This window comes from Phenylobacterium conjunctum, from assembly GCF_042679085.1.
Classification (GTDB): domain Bacteria; phylum Pseudomonadota; class Alphaproteobacteria; order Caulobacterales; family Caulobacteraceae; genus Phenylobacterium; species Phenylobacterium conjunctum.
Window position 1 is genome coordinate 86,134 of the sequence record NZ_JBHTLQ010000005.1, and the last position, 21,119, is coordinate 107,252.

23 protein-coding genes and 1 tRNA gene are annotated in these 21,119 nt (G+C 68.5%); 14 read left to right on the forward strand and 10 right to left on the reverse strand.

What is annotated here, in order from left to right:
- Positions 1-31 precede the first annotated feature (31 nt).
- The 3 genes from ACFQ27_RS03310 to ACFQ27_RS03320 are packed head-to-tail and all read right to left on the reverse strand — an operon-like array spanning position 32 to position 2,730.
- Positions 32-418 (reverse strand): nuclear transport factor 2 family protein, encoded by a 387-nt coding sequence (locus tag ACFQ27_RS03310; protein WP_377352474.1) that lies wholly within the window; start codon positions 416-418, stop codon positions 32-34.
- A gap of 15 nt (positions 419-433) precedes the next feature.
- Entirely contained in the window at positions 434-1,192 is a 759-nt protein-coding gene (locus ACFQ27_RS03315; RefSeq protein ID WP_377352475.1) for an SDR family oxidoreductase, read from the reverse strand.
- 53 nt (positions 1,193-1,245) lie between these two features.
- Positions 1,246-2,730 carry a carotenoid oxygenase family protein gene (locus tag ACFQ27_RS03320; RefSeq protein ID WP_377352477.1) on the reverse strand — a complete coding sequence of 495 codons (1,485 nt, stop codon included), beginning with the start codon at positions 2,728-2,730 and terminating at the stop codon, positions 1,246-1,248.
- Between the two features lie 155 nt (positions 2,731-2,885).
- On the opposite strand from ACFQ27_RS03320, the gene ACFQ27_RS03325 reads away from it, so the two are divergent.
- Positions 2,886-3,344, forward strand: a complete 459-nt coding sequence (locus ACFQ27_RS03325) for a nuclear transport factor 2 family protein (RefSeq protein WP_374346319.1) — start codon at positions 2,886-2,888, stop codon at positions 3,342-3,344.
- Here the strand turns inward: ACFQ27_RS03325 and ACFQ27_RS03330 are convergent.
- Positions 3,341-4,546, reverse strand: a complete 1,206-nt coding sequence (locus tag ACFQ27_RS03330) for an acetyl-CoA C-acyltransferase (RefSeq protein WP_374346318.1) — start codon at positions 4,544-4,546, stop codon at positions 3,341-3,343. The two genes, ACFQ27_RS03325 and ACFQ27_RS03330, sit on opposite strands and share 4 nt — an antisense overlap.
- Before the next feature lie 183 nt (positions 4,547-4,729).
- On the opposite strand from ACFQ27_RS03330, the gene ACFQ27_RS03335 reads away from it, so the two are divergent.
- Together ACFQ27_RS03335 and ACFQ27_RS03340 are read left to right on the forward strand one after the other, a co-directional pair.
- Positions 4,730-5,935, forward strand: coding sequence for a TetR/AcrR family transcriptional regulator (locus tag ACFQ27_RS03335; protein WP_374346317.1), 1,206 nt, complete (start codon positions 4,730-4,732; stop codon positions 5,933-5,935).
- 74 nt (positions 5,936-6,009) lie between these two features.
- Positions 6,010-6,387 carry a hypothetical protein gene (locus ACFQ27_RS03340; protein WP_377352479.1) on the forward strand — a complete coding sequence of 126 codons (378 nt, stop codon included), beginning with the start codon at positions 6,010-6,012 and terminating at the stop codon, positions 6,385-6,387.
- A 6-nt stretch (positions 6,388-6,393) separates the two neighbouring features.
- On the opposite strand, the gene ACFQ27_RS03345 is transcribed toward ACFQ27_RS03340, so the two are convergent.
- The gene (locus ACFQ27_RS03345) at positions 6,394-7,419 is read right to left on the reverse strand and encodes an MBL fold metallo-hydrolase (protein ID WP_377352480.1); all 1,026 of its coding nucleotides are present in this window, start codon (positions 7,417-7,419) and stop codon (positions 6,394-6,396) included.
- Between the two features lie 145 nt (positions 7,420-7,564).
- Between ACFQ27_RS03345 and ACFQ27_RS03350 the strand changes: the two genes are divergently transcribed.
- From ACFQ27_RS03350 to ACFQ27_RS03360, 3 genes are read left to right on the forward strand one after another with little or no spacing between them, the layout of a single operon-like run.
- A complete protein-coding gene (locus tag ACFQ27_RS03350; RefSeq protein WP_377352482.1) occupies positions 7,565-8,011 on the forward strand; it encodes an MAPEG family protein in 447 nt (148 codons plus the stop codon).
- Between the two features lie 27 nt (positions 8,012-8,038).
- Positions 8,039-8,491: an OsmC family protein gene (locus ACFQ27_RS03355; protein WP_374346313.1), complete on the forward strand. Its 453-nt coding sequence runs from the start codon at positions 8,039-8,041 to the stop codon at positions 8,489-8,491.
- Positions 8,491-9,123 (forward strand): YdeI/OmpD-associated family protein, encoded by a 633-nt coding sequence (locus ACFQ27_RS03360; protein ID WP_377352483.1) that lies wholly within the window; start codon positions 8,491-8,493, stop codon positions 9,121-9,123. Before ACFQ27_RS03355 ends, ACFQ27_RS03360 begins: the two co-directional genes overlap by 1 nt.
- Before the next feature lie 48 nt (positions 9,124-9,171).
- On the opposite strand, the gene ACFQ27_RS03365 is transcribed toward ACFQ27_RS03360, so the two are convergent.
- A tRNA-Lys gene (locus ACFQ27_RS03365) sits at positions 9,172-9,247 on the reverse strand.
- Positions 9,248-9,333: 86 nt separating this feature from the next.
- Between ACFQ27_RS03365 and ACFQ27_RS03370 the strand changes: the two genes are divergently transcribed.
- Entirely contained in the window at positions 9,334-9,681 is a 348-nt protein-coding gene (locus tag ACFQ27_RS03370) for an Hpt domain-containing protein (protein ID WP_377352485.1), read from the forward strand.
- A gap of 59 nt (positions 9,682-9,740) precedes the next feature.
- Here ACFQ27_RS03370 and gcvA read toward each other — a convergent pair whose 3' ends face one another.
- Positions 9,741-10,697: a transcriptional regulator GcvA gene (gene gcvA, locus ACFQ27_RS03375; protein ID WP_377352486.1), complete on the reverse strand. Its 957-nt coding sequence runs from the start codon at positions 10,695-10,697 to the stop codon at positions 9,741-9,743.
- Between the two features lie 169 nt (positions 10,698-10,866).
- On the opposite strand from gcvA, the gene cobA reads away from it, so the two are divergent.
- From cobA to ACFQ27_RS03405, 6 genes are read left to right on the forward strand one after another with little or no spacing between them, the layout of a single operon-like run.
- Positions 10,867-11,721 (forward strand): uroporphyrinogen-III C-methyltransferase, encoded by an 855-nt coding sequence (gene cobA, locus ACFQ27_RS03380; RefSeq protein WP_377352487.1) that lies wholly within the window; start codon positions 10,867-10,869, stop codon positions 11,719-11,721.
- Positions 11,718-12,083 carry a DUF2849 domain-containing protein gene (locus tag ACFQ27_RS03385; protein ID WP_374346307.1) on the forward strand — a complete coding sequence of 122 codons (366 nt, stop codon included), beginning with the start codon at positions 11,718-11,720 and terminating at the stop codon, positions 12,081-12,083. Before cobA ends, ACFQ27_RS03385 begins: the two co-directional genes overlap by 4 nt.
- Positions 12,084-12,093: 10 nt before the next feature.
- Positions 12,094-13,749: a nitrite/sulfite reductase gene (locus ACFQ27_RS03390; protein ID WP_377352489.1), complete on the forward strand. Its 1,656-nt coding sequence runs from the start codon at positions 12,094-12,096 to the stop codon at positions 13,747-13,749.
- A complete protein-coding gene (locus ACFQ27_RS03395; protein ID WP_377352490.1) occupies positions 13,733-14,233 on the forward strand; it encodes a DUF934 domain-containing protein in 501 nt (166 codons plus the stop codon). Before ACFQ27_RS03390 ends, ACFQ27_RS03395 begins: the two co-directional genes overlap by 17 nt.
- Positions 14,234-14,237: 4 nt before the next feature.
- Positions 14,238-14,975 carry a phosphoadenylyl-sulfate reductase gene (locus tag ACFQ27_RS03400; RefSeq protein ID WP_377352492.1) on the forward strand — a complete coding sequence of 246 codons (738 nt, stop codon included), beginning with the start codon at positions 14,238-14,240 and terminating at the stop codon, positions 14,973-14,975.
- 29 nt (positions 14,976-15,004) lie between these two features.
- The gene (locus ACFQ27_RS03405) at positions 15,005-15,811 is read left to right on the forward strand and encodes a ferredoxin--NADP reductase (protein WP_377352493.1); all 807 of its coding nucleotides are present in this window, start codon (positions 15,005-15,007) and stop codon (positions 15,809-15,811) included.
- On the opposite strand, the gene ACFQ27_RS03410 is transcribed toward ACFQ27_RS03405, so the two are convergent.
- Together ACFQ27_RS03410 and ACFQ27_RS03415 are read right to left on the reverse strand one after the other, a co-directional pair.
- Entirely contained in the window at positions 15,812-16,894 is a 1,083-nt protein-coding gene (locus ACFQ27_RS03410; RefSeq protein WP_377352495.1) for a tyrosine-protein phosphatase, read from the reverse strand.
- Positions 16,895-16,908: 14 nt separating this feature from the next.
- Positions 16,909-19,182: a TonB-dependent receptor gene (locus tag ACFQ27_RS03415; protein ID WP_377352497.1), complete on the reverse strand. Its 2,274-nt coding sequence runs from the start codon at positions 19,180-19,182 to the stop codon at positions 16,909-16,911.
- A 224-nt stretch (positions 19,183-19,406) separates the two neighbouring features.
- On the opposite strand from ACFQ27_RS03415, the gene ACFQ27_RS03420 reads away from it, so the two are divergent.
- Positions 19,407-20,579, forward strand: coding sequence for a TetR family transcriptional regulator (locus ACFQ27_RS03420; RefSeq protein ID WP_377352499.1), 1,173 nt, complete (start codon positions 19,407-19,409; stop codon positions 20,577-20,579).
- Positions 20,580-20,583: 4 nt separating this feature from the next.
- Here ACFQ27_RS03420 and ACFQ27_RS03425 read toward each other — a convergent pair whose 3' ends face one another.
- Entirely contained in the window at positions 20,584-21,108 is a 525-nt protein-coding gene (locus tag ACFQ27_RS03425; protein WP_377352501.1) for an AAA family ATPase, read from the reverse strand.
- Positions 21,109-21,119: the final 11 nt, after the last annotated feature.

Below are 21,119 nucleotides of genomic sequence, written 5' to 3' on the forward strand. Positions count from 1 at the left end.
TGCGGGGAGAGGGAGCGCTCCGGGCCCTTGTTCAGCGGCCGTGGGCGCGCAGTTGGGCCGACTTGGCGCTGTCGATGTACTCGTCCAGGCGGGTGATCACGCCGTTTTCCATCTTCACCACCACGCAGGCGTCCATGGCCCACTTGGTCCCGTCGGGGAGGGTGGCTTCCAGGACGTGCTGCTGCATGAAGCCGTCCGGCAGGGCCTCCAGGCGCAGGACCCGGTAGTTGCGGTCGGGCAGGGCGCGGATGAACCAGTCCAGCACCTTCATGTTCTGGTCGACGGTCTGCTCGATGCCGTCGTTGTTGTGCCAGAGCTTGGCGTCGGGGTGATAGCAGGCGCGCACCGTGGCGGTGTCGCCGGACTGGATGGCGCCGACGAACTTCTTAGCGAAGGCGATATAGTCTTGCGGGGTCATGATCGGGCTCTCGCTTTAGCGGCCGGTAGTGACGCGTTCGCCGGCCAGAGACCGGCGCATGGCCATTTCCAGGGCCTTGGGGTCGCGGGCCAGCTGGGCGCGCACATCAATGGCCATGAAGTCGGTATCGACCTCGCTGGCGCCCTTGCGGATGGCGTCCAGGCCGGCCTTGGCGATGGCCGAGGGCGGCTCCTTGTAGCCTTCCACATGGCTGGCCATGCGGGTGTCCACCGAGCCCACGACAAGGGCGGTGACCGAGGTGTTCTGCGGCGCGAGCTCGGCGCGGACGCAGGTGGTCATGGCGCGCCCGGCGAACTTGGAGGGCGAATAGCCACCCATGCCCGGCACAGCGACAATGCCGCCGGCCGACAGGACGTTGGCGATGGCGCTCTTCGGATGCTTGGCCAGGATCGGGGCAAAGGCGCGGCACATGGACAGCGGCCCGAAATAGTTGGTCTCCATCTCCGCGCGGGCGAAGGAGAGGTCCGGCGCCTTCATCAGGGTCTGCATGGAGAACTGCCCGGCGTTGTTGACCAGGATCGAAACGTCCTGGCAGCGGGCGGCCGCGGCCTCGATCTGCTCGGGCTTGGAGACGTCGAGCTCGACGGGGACGACCTTGTCGCCGAACTCGTCCACCAGGTGCTGGGCGTTTTCGACCTTGCGGCTCCCCACATAGACCTTGGCGGCGCCCGCCTCGATGAAGGCGCGCACGAAGGCCTCGCCGATGCCGCGGTTGCCGCCCGTGACCAGGGCCACGCTGTCCTTGATGTCCATCTCGGACCTACTCCCTAATATGACTTCTCGTTCAATGCGTTGCGGGCTGGTGTTCAGCCCATCGGCGGCAAGACCCCGTCGCGAATGAAGGCCCGGTCGGCCCAGACGCTATGGGTGCCGCTGGAGATCTTGTGTGGCAGGGCGATGCGGACGACGGGGCCAGCCTCGAAGTTCTTGCAGTCCACCAGGATGCACTCCGACGTCCCGGCGTTCTCGTCGATGATGAAGCTGACCAGATAGCCGTCGTCCTCGTCCTTGGCGCCGATCCGCGGCACGAACGGGCTCTCGCTGGCGTAGCGGCCCTCGGGCAGCTGCAGCGACCAGGACTCCCCGGTCTTAAGGTCGTGCTTCACGAAGCCGTTGAACAGGAACCAGCCCGGCTTGGTGGTGGTGGAATAGGCGTAGCGGTAGGGGCGGCCGGCATAGCGCTGGTTGAACATCCCGAACTCCAGGATGCGGTCGTCCAGGTGCTGCTCGCGGGTCTCGCCGGTCTTCATGTTGAACCACCAGCGGTGCAGCTTGGGCCGGAAGCTGTGCTCGTCCACGAAGGCCATCATGTGCCCGAAGCCGTCCGGCGCGTCGGCCAGGGGCCGCGGCGTCGGGTTCTCCTGGAAGTAGGCGTCCATGACGATCTCGTCGCCGTCCTCATAGGCGTTGAGGAAGTGCAGGATGTAGGTCGGATCGGCCTCGAACCACTTGATGTCTTTGGTCTCGCCGCGGCGCGGGATCACCGCGAAGCGCGAGGGGATGCCTTTGTGATGGCGCACGGCGTGGACGCCGCGCTTCAGCAGCTCCTCATCCCAGAACACCGGCAGGTCGTTCAGGATCGCGTAGTTGGCCGTGAACACCATGTCGTGAGGCAGGCGCGGGCCGGGCAGAGGGACCGGCACGTAGTGGACCAGCTTTCCGGTCTTATCGACGACGCCGTAGTGCATGTAGGGCGCGTGCTTGGAGTAGTTGAAGAACAGCAGCTCGCCCGTGGCCTCGTCGATCTTGGTGTGGGCCGAGACGCCGTCCAGCGGCCCCCAGCTGGCCACGCCGCCCTGCTCCAGGGTGTTCGGATCGAGCCAGTAGGCCTCGCCGCACTGGTAGAAGGTCGAGACGATCTTGCCGCCATGCACCACCACGTCGGTGGACGAGGAATCCTTCAGGCCACCATGGGCGCCGAAGCCCGGGCGCAGGGAGACTTCGGGGCCGTCCATCAGTCCGCCCCAAAGGGACTGGCGGGCTTCCTGCTCGGCCTGGAAGCCGCGGGTGCGCACGAAGCGGTTGCGGTAGTCGGCCTTGCCGTTCTTGAAGTCGATCACGTGGATCATGCCGTCCCCATCAAACGGGTGATAGCGGCCGAGCGGCTGGTGGATCTGGTTTTCGGTGTTGCGGACGTAGACGCCGTCGATGTCCGTCGGGATCTGGCCCTCGATCACGTCGAGATCCCAGGCGTCGACCTCCTCGTGCTGCGGCGTCCAGGCCCCGTTCAGATAGGGGTGGTTGCTGGGCTGCAGCGAGGACTGCACCAGGGGCAGACGCTCCATCTTCATGGGGGCTCTCCGAATCTCACACGCGGGCCGCCATCATGAAGGCGCCCTTGAACTGAACCTAGCAGCATGGTCTTGTTGTGCAAGTGACTGGATCGGCGTCAGGGCGAATTCCCGCCCGGGCGAGACGAAATCCGGCCTGCTTTCGGAGGACGACCATGAACAGGTTTGCGGGCGCAATCGCCCTGGCGCTCACCCTTGCGATCTCGGCGCCGGCCAAGGCCGCGGACACCGACGCCAGCCGCATCGCGGTGGCCAAGGAGATGATCGCCGCCTGGAAGGCCGCGGACTGGAAAAAGGTCGGAGACCTGTTCGCCGAGAACGGCGTCCTGCGCTCGATGATGCTGCCGGAGTCCACCGTGGGTCGCCAGGCGATCTATGAGCGCATCGCCGCCCTGGGCAAGGGCGCGCCGGGCGGTGTGACCCTGGACGTTGTCCACATGGGCGTCATCGACGGCCAGGTGTTCATCGAGCGCGTCGACCGCTTCGTCTACAACGGCAAGCCGGGCGCGGTGCCGGTGGTGGGCGTGCTGGATATCCGGGACGGCAAGGTCCAGGAGTGGCGCGAATACTATGACCGCGCCGAGCTTCTGAAGGCCCTCGGGGCCGGCGGCTAAACGCGCTCGAACACCATGGCGGCGCCGACCCCGACGCCGCCCGTCGCCGAGACTACGCCGGTCTCGGCGTCCAGCTGGGCCATGTCGTCCAAGAGGCTGGTGGCCAGCACAGCGCCGGTGGCGCCCATTGGGTGCCCCATGGCCAGGTGGCCGCCATTGGGGTTCACCCGGGCCGGATCCAGGCCGTAGCGCTTGTCGAACAGGGCGGCGACGGCGGCGAAGGCCTCCATGAACTCCACCGCGCCGATCTGCGAGAGGCTCAGCCCCGCGCGGGCCAGGGCCCGTTCCAGGGCGGTGAAGCCGGCGGTCAGCTGTAGGACGTGATCATCGGCGGCCTCGGCGACACTGCGAATGCGGGCGACCGGCTTCAGGCCCAGCCGCTTGCCGGCGGCTTCCGAGCCCACCAGCAACAGAGCCGCGCCATCGGCGATGGGCGGGCAGTGGGCCACTGTGTGCACGTGCTTGACCTCGCCGAAGCCCGGCTTGTGCGACAACAGGATCTCGTCGAAGCCCTGCGCGCCGGCCTGGGCGAAGACCGGGCCGAGACGGGCCAGGGTCGCGCCGTCGCCGAAGTCGCGGACATTCTCGTCCCGGTCCAGGGCGATGGAACCGTCGGCGGCCTTCACCGGGATTACTCGGCCGGCATAGCGCCCTGCGTCCCAGGCCTCGGCGGCCCGGCGGTGCGAGCGCAGGGTGACCGCGTCGAGGTCGGCTCGCGACAGGCCTTCCTGGGTCGCCACAAGGTCGGCGCCCAGCCCCGGCGGGGCCCAGCCCATCGGTCCGGCGATCTGCATATCGCTGTAGTAGTCGGCGTTGTCGGTCATGAAGGCGACCTGGGACATGCTCTCCACGCCGCCGGCCAGGGCCAGTTCCGCTTCGCCGGTGGCGACGCGCCGCGCGGCGTCGGCCAGGGCGTTCAGTCCCGAGACGCAGAAATTGTTGATCGTCACCGCCGGCAGGCTGTCTGGCAGGCCGGCCTGAACCCGCGCGGCCAGGGCGATGTGTCCCCCCTGGCGGCCCACCTGGGTGACGCAGCCCAGGGTCAGGTGCTCGGCGGCCCTGACGGCGTCGGGCCCGTTGCGTTCGGCCAGGGCGTCGGCCAGCTGGGCCACCAGGCGCGCCGGCGTCACACCCGCCAGCGACCCGTCGGGACGGCCCTTGCCGCGCGGCGTGCGCACCGCATCGTAGATGTAGACCGACATCGCGAGACTCTCCCCAGGCGCGCCCCGTCCCGGACGCTGGTGGGTCTTGTAAACGAAGTCGATCCTGATTGGCGAGGGGACGACTTCGCGTAAGGACAGGCTTCGACTTGCGATCATCCGCCCGGTCCATAAGATCAGGCCACCGCACGGCGCATCAGAACGCATGGCGGACCAGGGAGCCCGATGACCATTCGTTCGCCCACGCGAAAGTTCGAAGCCCGCCGCGCCGAGATCGTGACCTCAGCGGTGGCCGTTCTGAATCGCAAGGGCGTTCGGGGCATGACCCTGGGCGAGGTGGCCGAGAAACTGCAGATCGCCCCCAATGGCCTGATCTACTATTTCAAGAACAAGGACGAGCTGGCGCGGGCCTGCTTCCTCAATGGCCTGGAACGCCTGAGCGGCATGCTGACCGAGGCCCAGGCCGGGGCGTCGGTGGCTGAGCGCGTGCAGCGGTTCCTGCAGGGGCATTTCGCTTTCCGCCGTGAGGTGGTGGAGGGACGGGCTGAGCCTCTGCCGGTGTTCAGCGACGTACGGGCGCTCAATGCGCCCTGCGTCAACGCCGCCTATGTGGACATGTTCCGCAAGGTGCGCGGCCTGCTGGAAGGGCCGGAGACGTCGGGCCTCAGCCGCATGGAGCTGAACGCACGCGCCTATTTGCTGCTGTCCGAGGTGCTGTGGTCCACCACCTGGTTGGTCCGACGCGACCCGGAGGACTATGACCGCGTGGCCCAGCGGGTCGCGACCGTGATCCTGGGTGGGTTTGGCGCGCCGGGCGCCGCCTGGGCGCCGGTCCCCATGGAAGCCCCCCAGATCGAGCTGGCCGACGAGACCGCGGAGATGTTCCTGCGGGCCGGAACCGCCCTGATCAACGAGGAAGGCTATGCCGGCGCCTCGGTGGAGCGCATCTCGGCCCGGCTGAACCTGACCAAGGGCGCCTTCTACCACCGCAACCTGTCTAAGGATGAGCTGATCCAGGCCTGCTTCCAGCGCAGCCTGGATGTGAAGCGTGACGCCATGCGCCAGGCCGAGCGGCTGCAGGTCCCCGCGGGCCAGGCCCTGGCCTCCTTCGCCGTCTGCCTGGTGGAGCGGCAGGTGGCCGAGGAGATGGAGTTGGTGCATCCGACCTCCTTGAACTCCGCGCCGGACAGCCTGGGCCCCCGCCTGCAGCGGCGCTACGACCGGATGTCGGATCGCGTCGCCTCGATGATCTGCGACGGGGTGGCGGACGGATCGCTGCGGCCGGTGGACGTCAATATCGCCGCCCAGATGCTGCTGAGCCTGGTGGCGTCGGCGAGCCGGCTGAAGTTCTGGGCGCCCGGCGTCACGCCCAGCGACGCGGCGGCCCTCTATGTGCGGCCTTTCTTCGACGGCCTGATCCCGAAGGGCTGATCGGCGAAGGCGCGATTGCGTCCCTCACAATTATGGCATAGCGATTGCCATTAAATCCAAACTGGAGATCCGCGATGCGCTCAATCCTGCGTGGCCTGATCGGCCTTGTCGGCGTCCTTGGCCTGTTGATGGCCCTGCGCATCTGGATGGCCCCGGCCGCCGCGGCGGGCAAGCTGGGCCTTGTGGGGCAGGGGCCTCTAGGCGAGGCGACCCTGCGCGCCGACGTCGCCGGATTCTTCGGCGTCGCCGGGGGCCTGGCCCTCTATGCCGCGATCCGCAACCGCGCCGGCCTGCTGACCGCGCCGCTGTTGCTGATCGCCGCCGCCCTGGCCGGTCGGATCGTCACCCTGGCGGCGTCCGGTCCCGGCCCGGACACCCTGGCCCCGATGCTGGTCGAGGCCGTGCTGGTGGTGATCCTGGGGGCGGGCCGCCGCCTGCTGCCCCAGGCCTAAACCTGGTCAGTTCTGACCGAACTTGACCTCGGTCCCGCCCACCGGCAGCTCGATGGTCATGCCATCCTTGGCCAGGCGCCAGTCCAGATAGCCCACCTTATCGATCCCCTTGGTGAAACCCTCGGGCGTGAAGAAGGGCAGGCCGGCCTGGGTCAGGTGGTAGAGCACCAGCTGCTTGACGCCGGCGGCCTTGGCCAGCTCGGCCGCCTCCACCGGGCTCGTGTGGTAGGTCGTGGTGTCGGCCATGATCGAGGCGATGCGGTCATTGCCCAGCATCTTCAGCCCGCCGGACATCTGGCGGGTCATGTCATTGTTCTGGGCCTCGTGGATCAGCACGTCCGCGCCCTTGGCCGCTTCCGCCAGCGGGGCCCATTTCACGGTGTCGCCGCTGACCACCACCGAGCGGCCCTTATAGTCAAACCGATAGGCGTAGGCGGGCGTCGCCGGGTGATGCTCCACGCGGATGGCGGTGACGGTCAGGCCGTCCTGGCTCCAGGCCAGCTTTTCCTGCACGGCCTTGGGATCCGGCGTAGCCGGCAGGGCGATGGTCTTGGCCTTCAACAGGCCCAGCGGGATCGGCAGCTTGATCCCGTCATGCTCGTGGTGTGCGTTGCGGAAGCCGTGGTCGGGGCCATAGGCCTGATTGAAGCCCGCGGCGAGGGCGGCGACGCCCGGAGGTCCGACCACCTCGAGGGGCGCGGCGCGGCCGGCCACCCAGCTCTGCATGTTGAACTCGCCCAGGTCGCCGATGTGGTCGGAGTGCAGGTGGGTGACGAACACCGCCCGCACGGTCGCCAGGGGCATCCGCCACAGCTGCAGGTTCTCGGTCGACTCCGGCCCCACATCGACCAGGTACAGCGCGCCACCGGCCTGGACCGCCACGCAGGGCTTGGCGCGGTCCTTGATCGGCAAGGGGCCGCCCGAGCCGCAGATGGTGACCTTCAGGCTGTCGGGGGCCTGGGCGGCGGCGGCGCCGGCCGTCAGCAGGGCCAGGGCCGCGCAGGCGGCGGAGATCAGGGTCTTGGCGCGCATGAAGTCCTCCCTCGGCTTTATCGCCGGTTTGCGCAGAATATGGCAGTCTGCGTGCAATAAGTCGAGAGCGAGGTGGGCTTGTCCGCACCCTGGAGTTGGCGCTTAGCTGGCGTCGGGCGCGGAGACGCCGCGCTGGGAGGACGTCATGGAATTCGAACCCATTCTGCAGCCAGTGATCGTACTGGTGCTCTGGTCGCTGTTGATGCTCGTCTGGCTCTACGCCACGCGCATCCCGGCCATGAGCAAGGCCAAGATCAAGCTCGACCCGACCGCAGGCAAGAGCGCGCTCGCCGCCCTGCCGGCGTCGGTGCAATGGAAGGCCGACAACTACAATCATCTGATGGAACAGCCGACCCTGTTCTACGCCACCGCCCTGGTGCTGGCCCTGGCGGGGGAGGGGCATGACCTGAACCTGACCCTGGCCTGGGCCTATGTGGGGCTGCGGGTGGTCCACAGCCTGGTCCAGGCGAGCGTGAACGTGATCATGCTGCGCTGGGCCCTGTTCATGGTCAGCTCCGGCGTGCTGGTGGCCCTGGCCGTGCGCGCCGCCCTGGTGCTGTTCGGGCTGGGAGACTCCGGGCTCGACGGGTAGGGCAGGGCGAGATCAAGGGAGACAGGCATGTCGCAGTCCGTCGCGCATGAGCGGATCGCCGAGGTGGGCGAGACCGGCCAGGGCAAGTTCCTCAACGCCGTGCGGATCGGTCCGCATCGGATGCTGGCCGACGAGCCTGTCTCGGTCGGCGGCGACGGCCTGGGCCCGGACCCGTACGAGTTCGTGCTCGCCGGCCTCGGCGCCTGCACCTCCATGACCATCCGGATGTACGCGGAGCGCAAGGGCTGGCCCCTGCTGCGGGTGGCGGTGCGGGTGCGCCATGCCGAGCGCATGGCCGCGGGCGCGCCCAAGGACGTCTTCGAGCGCGTCATCCACCTGGAGGGCGACCTGTCGCAGGAGGAGCGGGACCGTTTGATGGACATCGCCGAGCGCTGCCCGGTCAGCCGCACCCTGTCGGCCGGCTCCACTGTCACCTCGCGCCTGGCCGACGACCCGCCGCCGGGAGAGGGCGCGGGCTGATGGAGCGCCAGATGATCACGGTGGCGGAGGAGTTCTTCGCCAAGGGCTGCGGGCGCTGCGATCGGTTCGCGACCCCGGACTGCTCCACCCGGCGCTGGATCGACGGCCTGAAAGCCTTGCGCCGGATCGCCCTGGAGGTCGGCCTGACCGAGACCGCCAAGTGGGGACACCCCTGCTACATGCACGCCGATCGCAACATCGCCCTGATCGGCGCCTTTCGGGACGACTTCCGCCTGACCTTCATGAACGCGGCCCTGCTCAAGGACCCCGGGGGCGTCCTGACCCGCCAGGGGCCGAACACCCGCCACCCGGATATGATCGTCTTTCGCGACAACGCCGAGGTCGCCGGGCTGGAGCCGGTGATCCGCGCCTACCTCGCCGAGGCGATGGCCTATGCGGAGGCTGGCGCGAAGCCGCTCCGGGACGAGCATGAGCGCGAACTGCCCGACGAGCTGGTCGAGGCCCTGGACGCCGACCCGGAGCTGGCCGAGGCCTTCAACGCCCTCAGTCGGGGCCGTCGCAACAGCTATGTGGTGAACCTGAACACCGCCAAGGCCTCCGCGACCCGGATAGCCCGGATCGAAAAGTTCCGCAGCGCCATCCTGGCCGGCAAGGGCGCGAACGAGCGGTGACCTCCCCGGGAGGGGGATCATCTCGTCAAATTGTGCGGAGAAGAAGAATGGTGGGTGTACAAGGATTCGAACCTTGGACCCGCTGATTAAGAGTCAGCTGCTCTACCAACTGAGCTATACACCCGTCCCGACTCCAGGCTCTTTGCCCGGCGGCGAGGGCGCGGAACATACGCGATGCTTCGCCCTTTGCAAGCCGGTTGGGAAAAAAAGATGGCGCGGCGGAATCTGACGGGGGCGGTGGACTTCGCCTACCTTGAAAACTTTGCGGCGAACGACGCCGGGGTGATCGAGGAAGTGTTGAATTTATTCAGGGAACAGGCCGGCATCTGGTCGTCCATGCTGGACGCCTCCGCTGAGGGCTGGCGCGACGCGGCCCACACCTTGAAGGGCGCGGCGCGCGGGATCGGGGCCAATCACCTGGGCGAACTGTGCGCGGCGGCGGAGGCCGATGGTCCCCAGCACCTGGCGGACGTGCTGCACGCCCTGGACCTGGTGCTGGCCGACATCGCCGCCTACCAGCACGAACAGGCCCTGCAGTCCCTGAAGACGCCGCGCTAGAGTCCGTCCTTGGCGCGTGATGGCCGCCGAAACCGCCGACCACTTTCGGCTATCACGCGCTAGATCCCCGCGCCGTTGTCGATGGCCTGCAGCGCCGCCTCGTGAGCCTCGGCCTCGGCGGTGATCCAGTTGATGAAGGCCTTCACCTGCGGCAGGCGACCCTTGGCCTTGGGGTGGACCACGTAATAGGCGAAGTCCACCGCGGTCGCGATCTGCAGCGGCGCGATCAGCCGGCCGGCGTCCAGGTCTGCCTGGGCCAGGGTGCGCTTGGCCAGGGCGACACCGCGCCCGTTCACAGCCGCCTCGATCACCAGGCTCGACTGGTTGAAGCGCGGACCGCGCGCCCCGTCGATGCCGCGCAGGCCGCGCGCGGCCAGCCACATGGTCCAGTCCGGGCAGCTGTCGTCGGGATCCGGCGAGCCGTCGTGCAGCAGCACATGGTTGGCCAGGTCAGCGGGATCGTTCAGGGGCGTGGTCGCCGCAAGCTCGGGGCTGATCACCGGGATCACGGTCTCGCCGATCAGGCGGCGGACCTCCAGGCCCGGATAGCGGCCGGCGCCATAGCGGATCGCCACATCCACCTCGCCGGTGGACAGGTCGACGAGCTCCAGGCCGGCGGAGAGCCAGACGTCCACCTGCGGATGCTGGGCCTCGAACTTGCCCAGGCGCGGCACCAGCCACTTGGCGGCGAAGGAGGGCGCGGCGGTCAGGGTCAGCCGGCGGCCATCCACCGCCGCGGTCAGCATGGAGGCGGCCTCGGCCAGGCGGTCAAAGGCCTCCCGCAGGGCGGGGAGGGCGGTCTGGGCCGCGTCGGTCAGCAGCAGCCCCTTGGGCGTGCGCTTGAACAGGGCTGCGCCGACATAGTCCTCCAGGTTCTGGATCTGCTGGCTGACGGCGCCGGGCGTGACCGACAGCTCGTCGGCGGCCCGGGAGAAGTTGAGATGGCGGGCGGCGGCCTCGAACGCGCGCAAGGCGTTGAGAGGCGGCAGACGACGTCGCTCGGCGTTACGTTCCACGAGTTTTCCTGACAGCCCCGGCAGAAGTCCTTGGGTTGCGAATTGGGGCTCAGCGACCCAGTTTGCAAGCCTGCGGTGGTGTATCGGCCCAATCCCTTGCACGGCAAGGCTTCGGGCGCGGATGCAAACCGCGTTGTGACCCTTATAGCGTTTAGAGAAGCTAAAGCCTATGACCTCTCGCCGCACGACAGATCGCGCCACCGGGCTGGTGGTGCTGAGCGGCCAGGCGAGCGGCCGCGCTGGCGCAGTGTGGCTGGTGGGCGCCGGACCCGGCGACCCGGAACTTCTGACCCTCAAGGCCCTGAAGGCCCTGCAAGGCGCCGAGGTCGTGGTCCACGACGGCCTGGTCTCAGATGAAATCCTCGACCTGGCGCCGGCCCAGGCTCGCCGCATCAGCGTCGCCAAGCGCAAGTCGCGCCACGCCTATCCGCAGGACGAGATCAACCGGATGCTGGTGGCCTTCGCCCAGGAAGGCCTGCGCGTCGTGCGGCTGAAGGGCGGCGACCCCTTCATCTTCGGCCGGGGCGGCGAGGAGCTGGAGGCCTGCCGCGAGGCGGGCGTCGAATGCCACGTGGTGCCCGGCGTGACCGCGGCCCTGGCGGCCTCGGCTGACGCCGGCGCGCCGCTCACCCATCGGGGCCTGGCCCAGGCCGTGACCTTCGTCACCGGCCATGCGGCGGCGGGCGCCGATCCGGACCTGGACTGGGCGGCGCTGGCCAGGCCCAACCACACGGTGGTGATCTATATGGGCGTCTCCACAGCGGCGGGGATCGCGGCGCGCCTGATGGGCGCCGGCCGATCGGCCGCGACGCCGGCCCTGATCGTCGAGAACGCCAGCCGCGCCGACGAGCGCCGCCTGACCACCACGCTAGGCGGCCTGGCCGAGATGGCCCAGGCCGTGCGCGGGCCCGCCCTGCTGATCGTGGGCGAGGCTATGGCCTTGGCCCAGGCCGGCGAAGGCCTCAGCAAGTTTGCAATCAACGAGGAGCCCCGGGCTTACGGGGACGAGCGAGTGTCGAAATGAGAGCCTTGACCGCCAATAGACTATCCGACGGCGAGGTCGTGTTCTGGAAGGCCGGCCAGTGGGTCGAGCGCTTCGCTGACGCCGAGCTGTTCGGCGCCGACGCCCAGGCCGCCGCTGAGGCCGCCGAGGGCCACGCCAAGGCCCAGCCGACCGTCGTGGTCGAGCCCTATCTGATCGACCTGATCGAGAGCGAGGGTCTGTGGGCCCCGCTGTCCTATCGCGAGCGCATCCGCGCGCTGGGGCCGACTAACCATCCGGCCCACGGCAAGCAGGCCGAGGGCGGGGCGGTGATCGACGCCCTGCGGCACGCCCATGGGGCTGCGCGCTCCACGGGCCGCGTTGACCTGATCAAGCGCAAGTAGGGGGACGCGCATGTACCAGTACGACAGCATCGACCGGGAATTCCTGGCCGACCGGGCCCAGGAATTCCGCACCCAGGTGGATCGCCGCCTGAAGGGCGAGATCACCGAGGACCAGTTCAAGCCCCTGCGCCTGATGAACGGCCTGTACCTGCAGCTGCACGCCTACATGCTGCGGGTCGCCATCCCCTATGGCTCGCTGAACCCCACCCAGATGCGCAAGCTGGCCGAGATCGGCCGCAAGTACGACAAGGGCTACGGCCACTTCACGACCCGGACGAACCTGCAGTTCCACTGGATCAAGCTGAAGGATACGCCGGCCATCCTGGACGAGCTGGCCAGCGTCGACCTGCACGCCATCCAGACCAGCGGCAACTGCATCCGCAACGTGACCTCGGACCCCTATGCCGGCGCCACCGCCGAGGAACTGGACGACCCCCGCGTCTGGTCCGAGGCCATCCGCCAGTGGTCGATGCTGCACCCGGAATTCTCGTTCCTGCCGCGCAAGTTCAAGTTCGCGGTGACGGCCTCGCCCAAGGACCGCACGGCGGCCCGCGTCCACGACATCGGCCTGGTGGTGCGCCGCGCCCGTGACGGCCAGCTGGGCTTTGAGGTGATCGTCGGCGGCGGCATGGGCCGCACCCCGCACGTGGGGCCGACCATTCGCGAGTTCCTACCGGCCAACCGGCTGTTCTCGTACCTGGACGCGATCCTGCGCGTGTACAATCGCCACGGCCGCCGGGACAACAAGTACAAGGCCCGGATCAAGATCCTGGTCTCGTCGCTGGGGTCCGAAGAGTTCGCCCGCCAGGTCGAGGCCGAATGGGAGAAGATCGGCGTCGCCGGCGACCTGCCGGACACCGAGATCGCCCGCATCCGCGGCGCGTTCGCCCCTCGCAGCTTCGACACCCTGGTCAACCGCTCGGAAGTGTTCGAGCAGGCGAAGGCCGCTGACCCGGCCTTCGCCCGGTTCGCGCGCAACAACCTGAAGCCCCACAAGCGGGCCGGCTATTCCATCGTCGAGATCTCGCTGAAGGGGATCGGCGATACGCCCGGCGACGCCACCTCAGAGCAGATGGAGGCCGTGGCCGACCTCGCCGAGCGCTTCGGCCAGGGCGATATCCGGGTGACGCATGAGCAGAACCTGGTCCTGCCGCACGTGAAGCTGGACGATGCGCCGGCGGTGTTCGCCGGGCTGCAGGCCGCCGGCCTGTCGACCCCGAACATCAACCTGATCAGCGACATCATCGCCTGCCCGGGCCTGGACTACTGCGCCCTGGCCAATGCGCGGGCGATCAACATCGCCCAGGACATCGCCAAGCGCTTCGAGGACCAGGAGCGGGCGGAGCTGGTGGGCGAGCTGAAGATCAAGATCAGCGGCTGCATCAACGCCTGCGGTCACCACCATGTGGGCCACGTGGGCATCCTGGGCGTCGATAAGAAGGGCGAGGAGTTCTACCAGCTGACCCTGGGCGGCTCCGGCGCCGAGGACGCCTCGGTGGGCAAGATCATCGGTCCGGCCCTGCCGTCGGACAAGGTGACCGACGCCATCGACGCCCTGGTGGACGTCTATCTGCGCGAACGCCAGGAGGGCGAGCGCTTCCTCGACACCTATCGCCGCACCGGCGACGCCCCGTTCAAGGAGGCCATCTATGCCGACGCTCGTTAAGCTGACCGAAGGGGCCTTCTCCGTCGTCGACGACGCCTTCACTTGGGTTCCCGATGACGCGGACCTGCCGCGCAGCGACGTGATCATCTCGCTGGCCCGCTTCCAGGCCGAGGGCGACCGCCTGCTGTCGGAAGGCCGCAAGGTCGGGGTCCGGATCGAGCCGGATCAGGAGATCGAGGCCCTGGCCTATGACCTGCCGCGGATCGCGGTGGTGGCCCTGGCCTTCCCGAAGTTCGGCGATGGCCGGGCCTTCTCCTCGGCCCGCCTGCTGCGGGAGCGCTTCGCCTACACGGGCGAGGTCCGCGCCGTGGGCGATGTCCTGGTCGAACTGGGCGGCCACATGGTCCGCTGCGGGTTCGACGCCTTCGAGCCCGCCGACGGGTCGCAGCCGGCCCAGTGGGCCCACGTCGCCACCCGTCACCGTCATGTCTATCAACGCGCCGCCGACGCTCGCACGCCGGCCTACGCCCTGCGGGGAGAGTAGTCCCATGGCCTTCGATCAACTGGACCGTCCCGATCTCGCGCTCCGCCTTGATGCGGAATTGCGACACGCCCACCCGGTCACGGTGCTGGAAAGCGCCATCGAGACCTTCGGCGACCGGCTCGCCCTGGTCTCGTCTTTCGGGGCGGAGTCGGCGGTGCTCCTGCACCTGGCGGCCCAGTTGAAGCCGGATATTCCGGTGCTGTTCCTCGACACCGGCATGCTGTTCGGCCAGACCTTGGACTATCGCCGCAACCTGGCGGCCAAGCTCGGCCTGACCGATGTCCGTGACCTGCGCCCGGCGTTCCAGGACCTGGCGACGGCGGACCCTGAGGCCAAGCTCTGGAAGACCGACACCGACGCCTGCTGCCATGTGCGCAAGGTCCTGCCGCTGGACCGCGCCATTGAGGGCTTCGACGCCTGGCTCACCGGCCGCAAGCGCTTCCACGGCGGCGACCGCATGTCCCTGCCGGTGGTGGAACAGGCCGAGGGCAAGGTGAAGTTCAATCCCCTGGCCAACTGGGGCAAGGAAGAGCTCGACGCCTACATGGCCGCGCACGATCTTCCGGCCCATCCGCTGGTGGCCCAGGGCTTCCCGTCCATCGGCTGCTGGCCCTGCACCAAGCCGGTGGAAGAGGGACAAGATGTCCGCGCCGGTCGCTGGGCGGGTTCCGAAAAGACGGAATGCGGCATACATACCGCCCGCGCGCCCGGCGCCGTCAGCAATGTCGGCGGCGATATCTGACGCGGACCGCCAGTTCGAAACGGATTCACATGACCGACGTGACCGCCGCCCCGGCCAAGAAGGCCGGCGCCTTCTACTATGAGACCGTGACCTGGGTTCAGCACTGGACCGACGAGCTATTCTCGTTCCGCTGCACCCGCGATCCGGGCCTGCGGTTCCAGAGCGGCCAGTTCGTGATGGTCGGCCTGGAGGTCGACGGCAAGCCGCTGCTGCGCGCCTATTCCATCGCCTCGCCCGCCTGGCACGACGAGCTCGAGTTTTACTCGATCAAGGTCCAGGACGGCCCGCTGACCTCGCGTCTGCAGCACCTGAAGGTCGGTGATCAGGTCCTGATCGGCCGCAAGCCCACCGGCACCCTGGTGCTGGACGGCCTGAAGCCCGGCAAGCGGCTCTACATGCTGGGCACCGGCACGGGCCTCGCGCCCTGGCTCAGCCTGGCCCGCGAGCCCGAGGTCTATGAGCGCTTCGAGAAGGTGATCGTCACCCACACCGTGCGCCACGTCAGCGACCTGAACTATCGCGAGCTGTTCGAGGAAGAGCTGAAGACCGACGAGGTCCTGAGCGAGTTGATCGGCGACAAGCTGCTATACTATCCGACCGTCACCCGCGACCCGTTCAAAACGCAAGGCCGCATCACTGACCTGATCGCGTCGGGCCAGATCTTCAGCGACCTGGGCCTGCCCAAGCTCGATCCGGCGGAAGACCGCTTCATGCTCTGCGGCGGCCCCTCGGTGCTGAAGGACCTGAAGATCCAGCTCGAAGCGCTCGGCTATGTCGAGGGCTCGGTGTCCCAGCCCGGCGACTACGTGCTGGAACGCGCTTTCGTTGAGACCTGATCAGATCAGATAGGTCTCGCGCAGGCGGGCGACCTTGGCGTCGGTCAGGCCAAACCGGGCCTTGGCCAGCGCCACCGGCCCGCCGAACTTGTCGTCGACGGCCTTCAGCGCGATCCGCATCACGTCCGGGTCCGAGCCCATCAGCACGTTCAACACTTCCGGCGGCATGCGCGCAAAGGCCTGGGCCTGCGCGGTGGAGACGCCGCTCATCGGCGCCCCCTTGCTGACCTGCTGGGTGTACATGGACGGCGGCGTATAGGTCTGGGTCAGGGCGTAGTCGGCCACGACCGTCTGGCGCGGCACCCCCAGCACCGACAGCACCAGGGCGGCCGCCATGCCGGTGCGGTCCTTGCCGGCGCTGCAGTTCATGGCCAGCGGGGTTTCCCGGCGCACCAGGTGGTCGAACATCTCGGTGTACTGGGGCGTCAGCATGTCGATGAACTGGACATAGCCGTCGGCGAAGGCCTGCACCGCCTCGGCCCGGGTGGTGGCCCGGTACATGGCGTTCAGCGAGGCGCCCATCTCGTAGTCGTGCGCCGCCACGCGGGTTTCCTCGGTCTTGAGGAAGGGCGTCGGCTCGGCGGTGCGCTCCTGGACGCTGCGCAGGTCGCAGATCACCGCCACGCCCAGGCCTGAGAGGTAGGTCATGTCGGCCGGGGTCAGGCCGCTCATCACGCCGGAGCGATAGATGCGGCCCCAACGCACCTGACGGCCGTCGGCGGCGCGGTATCCGCCCAGGTCGCGGAAGTTGCGCCCGCCCTGCAGGGGCAGGATGCGCTCCGCCACGCGGGTCTGCCCGCCCGCCTTGTCGGCGACCAGGAAATAGGGTCGCGGCGCCGCCTGGAGGGACAGCTCGGCGGCGCCGCTGGTGACGCCGGACCGCATCTCCCGCATGAACAGGCGAGGCGCGTCCGGGTCGGAAGACACGAAGACCGAGGCCGGCGTGGACTTGCCATTCCAGGTGAGCCGCACCGCCTTGGGCGACAGGCGCACAGCCTTGGCCTCCAGGACGGGTCGGGCGGCCAGGGCTTGAGGGGCGGCGGCCAGGGCCGCGGCGGTCAGCAGGAAGGAACGACGATCCATGGGCCCGGCTCCGATCAGAACTTGATGTTCATTTCCGCGCCGAAGGTGCGCGGGTCGTTGAAGATGGCGTAGGTCCCGAGCGCAGCGTTGGTGTTCTTCAGGAACATGTGGGCCTCGTCGAGCAGGTTGCGCGACCACAGGGACAGCTGCAGCTTGGCGCCGGTGTCGCTGATCTGGATGTCGGTCAGAGACAGGCGGGCGTTCACCAGGAACGAGCTGTCGCTGAGCGTCGGGTCGGTGGTGCCGGTGTACTGACCGTCGGCGTAGTTGGCGTCCAGGTGGGCCTTGAAGGTCGCGCCGAGCGCGGGGCGCTCATAGTCGATGCTGACCCCGCCGGCGTTCTTAGGCGTGTAGAGCGGATAGATCACCGCCTGGGTGTTGGTGAAGGGGTTGAACGCCTTCGACAGCTCGACCTTGGTGTAGGCGTAGTTGGCGCTAAGTGTCAGACCCTCCGCCGGGGTGACCGTGAAGTCGAGCTCAACACCCTTGGTCTTGCCGGTGGCGGCGTTGGTGGTTTCCAGCGTGCCGCGGTTGTTGTTCAGGATGATGACGCTGAAGTCGACCTGGGCGTCCTTGATCTCACCGTAGTAGGCCGCGAGGTTCAGGCGGGCGCGGTTCTCCCAGAACTGGGTCTTGGCGCCCAGTTCGTACATGGAGACGGTCTCGGGATCGAAGGCGCGATAGGTGAGGGAGCGGGAGTTGGCCCCGCCCGACTTGTACCCGGTGCTCCAGCGGCCATAGAGGTTCACGTCCGGCGTGACGTCGTAGGCGACCGTGACCAATGGGTCGAAGCGGCTCCAGGATTCGTCCAGGGGCACGCGGCCGACAATGACCTGCTTGCTGGCGTTGACGTAGGAGGGCAGGGCGCCGTTGACGGTGTCGAGGGAGCCCTTCTTCTGGTCCTTGGTCAGGCGTCCGCCCAGGGTCAGGTGCAGGTCCTGCAGGCCCGCCGGGGTCCAGACCACCTGGCCGAACACGCCGTAGCTGTCGGTCACCACGTGGCTCGCCCGGTCAAAGGGCACGGTGTTCAGGTCGATCGACAGGGTGGTGTAGCCGGTCCCGGTCGCGTTCCACTGCATGGTGTTCGGGGTCTGGGCGTTATCCCGGACCTTTTCGTGGAAGTAGAGGGCGCCGAAGACGTATTCCAGTTGGTCGGTGTGGCCGATGACCTGGAATTCCTGGCTGTATTGCTCCTGGTAGACCTTCGCCATGCTGTAGCGGGAGAAGGCTGCGCCCGGCGCATAGACGGACAGGAACTGGGCGCCATTGTCGTACTGGGTCTGGTCGAGCTTGCGATAGGAGCTGATCGACTTCAGCGTCACCGTATCGGCGGCGTCCCACTCCAGGTTCAGGCGATGGCCCCAGGTCTTGCCCACGCTCAGCTGCAGCGGCACGCCGATGTTGGCGGTGTCGGCGCGATCCGTCTGCAGCGGCATCAGGGGCGCCAGGGCCAGGGCGCCCTTCTTCACCAGCTGCACATTGTAAGGCGTGGTGCCGTCATAGGCGTTGTCAAAGGCGTAGTCGGCCGAGAAGCTGTCGGTCGGCCGCCACAGGGCCTGCACCTGGACGCCGCGCTTGTCGTAGCTGTTGAAGTCTTCCTGGCCCGAGGTGGTCGGGTTCTTGATCGTGCCGTCGCGCTTGGTGACCAGGCCGTCCAGCTTGATGCTGATATTGTTGACCTCGGGCAGGTCGATATGGGTCTCGGCCTTGTAGGCGTTGTAGTTGCCGTAGCCGAGCGTGGTGTTCATGTGGAACTCGCCGCTGGGCTTCTTGGTGACGATGCTGAGCGCGCCGCCCTCGGTGTTCCGCCCGAACAGGGTGCCTTGCGGTCCCTTGAGCACCTCGATCCGCTCCACATCGTAGAGCGCCGAGCCCAGGCCCTGGGCGCGCCCGAGATAGACGCCGTCCACATACACCCCGACCGCCTGATCGCGGGCCGGCTGGTTGGCGTCGCCCAGGGCGCCGATGCCGCGCATGCCGAGCGTCAGGGCCGAGTGACGGGCGAAGAACGGGGCGACCCGCAGGGACGGGATGGCGCCGTCGCTCAGGTCTTCGATGGTCTGGACGTGCCGAGCCTGCATCTGGTCAGCGCCCATGGCGGAGATCGCAATGGGCGTGTCCTGGAGGTTGGTCTCGCGCTTCTGGGCGGTGACCACGACCTCTTCCAGGCCGACAGCCCCGTCATCAGCGGCGGCGTCCGCCGCATGGGCCTGGCCCGCCACGGTCAGGGCGGCCGTACCCGCCAGCAGACAGGCGCGCAGCGCCCTCGAACCTTGAACCGCACGCATCTTGATACCCCCAGCAAAGTCACCCACGTCGCGTCGTGGTCGGCAGGGGCGTAGCGGCGGGCGGTGAAGCTAGAACGACTGTTATGTGGCGGATTCACGAAGGTGGCGCCGGCGCCCGTCGAGGCTTGCATAACGTCTGGGCAAGATGGACAGTGCGGCTTCATATCGTGCGCATGAGCAGTTGCGCTGGCGGTGGTGGATTCTAGGTCTTGATTTCAAAAGAGTTGAGTGATCCCAGCCGGCGGCTGGTGACCGCCGCGGCGCGGCTGTTGGCGGATCGTGGGCGCCCGGGCGTCTCCGCCCGGGCCGTGGCCGCGGAGGCCAGGCTCGCCGCCAGCGCCATCAACTACAATCTCGGCGGATTAGAACAGTTGTTATCCACCGCCCTGGAGGTCGGGTGCGAAGAGGCCGCCGCCTGGCTGGCCCGGTGCGAGCCGCAGGTCGCCAGGCTGCCCGCGACCCCGGATGGTGCGGCGCTGGCCCTTGAAGCGGTGATCCTGGCCTGGACCGGCGAGGCGCGAGATCTGGCGCTGCTGTACCAGGAGGCGGCCGGGACCGAGGTCGGGGCGCGTTGGACCGGGCTGTGGGCCGACTTCTGGGCGCGCACGGCTGAGCGCTGCGGCCTGGGGGCGGTGGAGGGCCGGCTACTGCACGCCGCCTTCGAAAGTGAAGCCCTGTTCCAGCTGTCTGGTTGGTCACCCGTCCTGGAGGCCGCAGCCCTGAGGGAGCTCTGCGGCCAGTTCGGCGCCCTGTGGCTGGGCGCGTCGCCTGGATTGGTCACGGGCGCGTGCCGAATTGCTGAGGAGGGGGCCGGGGCGCGGCCTGAGGGCTCCCTGGCGGCCCCGGCGCTGCGCATTGCAGACGCCGCCGCCGAAGTGGTGGCCGAAAAGGGGCTCGCCGGCCTGACCCACCGGGCCGTGGCCATGCGAGCGGGCGTGACCACCGGGGCGGTCACCCACCATTTCCGAACCATCGAGGATCTGGTGGCCGGCGCCATTCGCGGCCAGGTCTCGGCGCTGTCCCGGGTCACGCCGGGCGGACAGGCGCCGGCGACGCCGGACGGCTTTGTGGACGCGCTGTTCTTTCACGCCCGGGCTGACCGCCCCTCCATCCCGGTGCTCAGCCGGCGCGGTCTGTTCCTGGCGGCGGTGCGACGCCCGGACCTGGCCCGGGCGGGGGCGGTGATCCGCTTCGCGCACGGCGGCACGACCCGGGACAGCCTGGTGCGGCTGTTCAGGGTTGAGGCGGATCAGGGGGTGGTGGTGGCCGGCGTGCTGGCGCGCCTGTTGTCGGCGCTTTGGTCGGCTTGCGCCGGCCAGGCCGACCCTGCCGAGGCGCGGGCGATCCTGGCCGAGGCCGTGATCCGCCGTCCCCTCGACCGGCTAGGCGCGCGCTAAGGCCTCACCGAAGGGCGAGGTCGAGAACGAAGGCGACCCGTTCCGCCACTGTGCCCTTCGGCAGGTCGATGGGTCGGTAGCCCAGCCGGGTCAGGTTGCGCCGGATCCGGGCGTGCACCCGCGCCGCCTCATCGAAGTCCTGGGTGCGCTCGGCGTCCTGCACGTAGATCTCGGCCCAGGGCGGGGGCGTCAGGACGCAGGTGTTGTAGCGACGGCTGCGCGCCGCCTGCGCCAGCCAGGGTGGGTCCAGCCCGTCACCCGCCAGGCTGTCGGGCAGGCCGCGATCAAAGAACACCGGGCGCGCCTCGCCCAGATGGGCGTCGTACTTGGCGAGGTCGATGCGCCCGCAGAGCTCGCGATAGGCGCCTTGGTCAGCGCGGATGTCGACGCCCCGGGCGGCGTGCTCGCGGATCACGGCGCGGTGGGTCTCATCAACGCAGAGCTCGCCTGCTGCGCGAAGGGCCGCGATCAGGGTCGTCTTGCCGACGCCCGGCGCACCGGTGAACAGGAAGAAGTTGGGCTTTTGCATGGGGGCTCCTG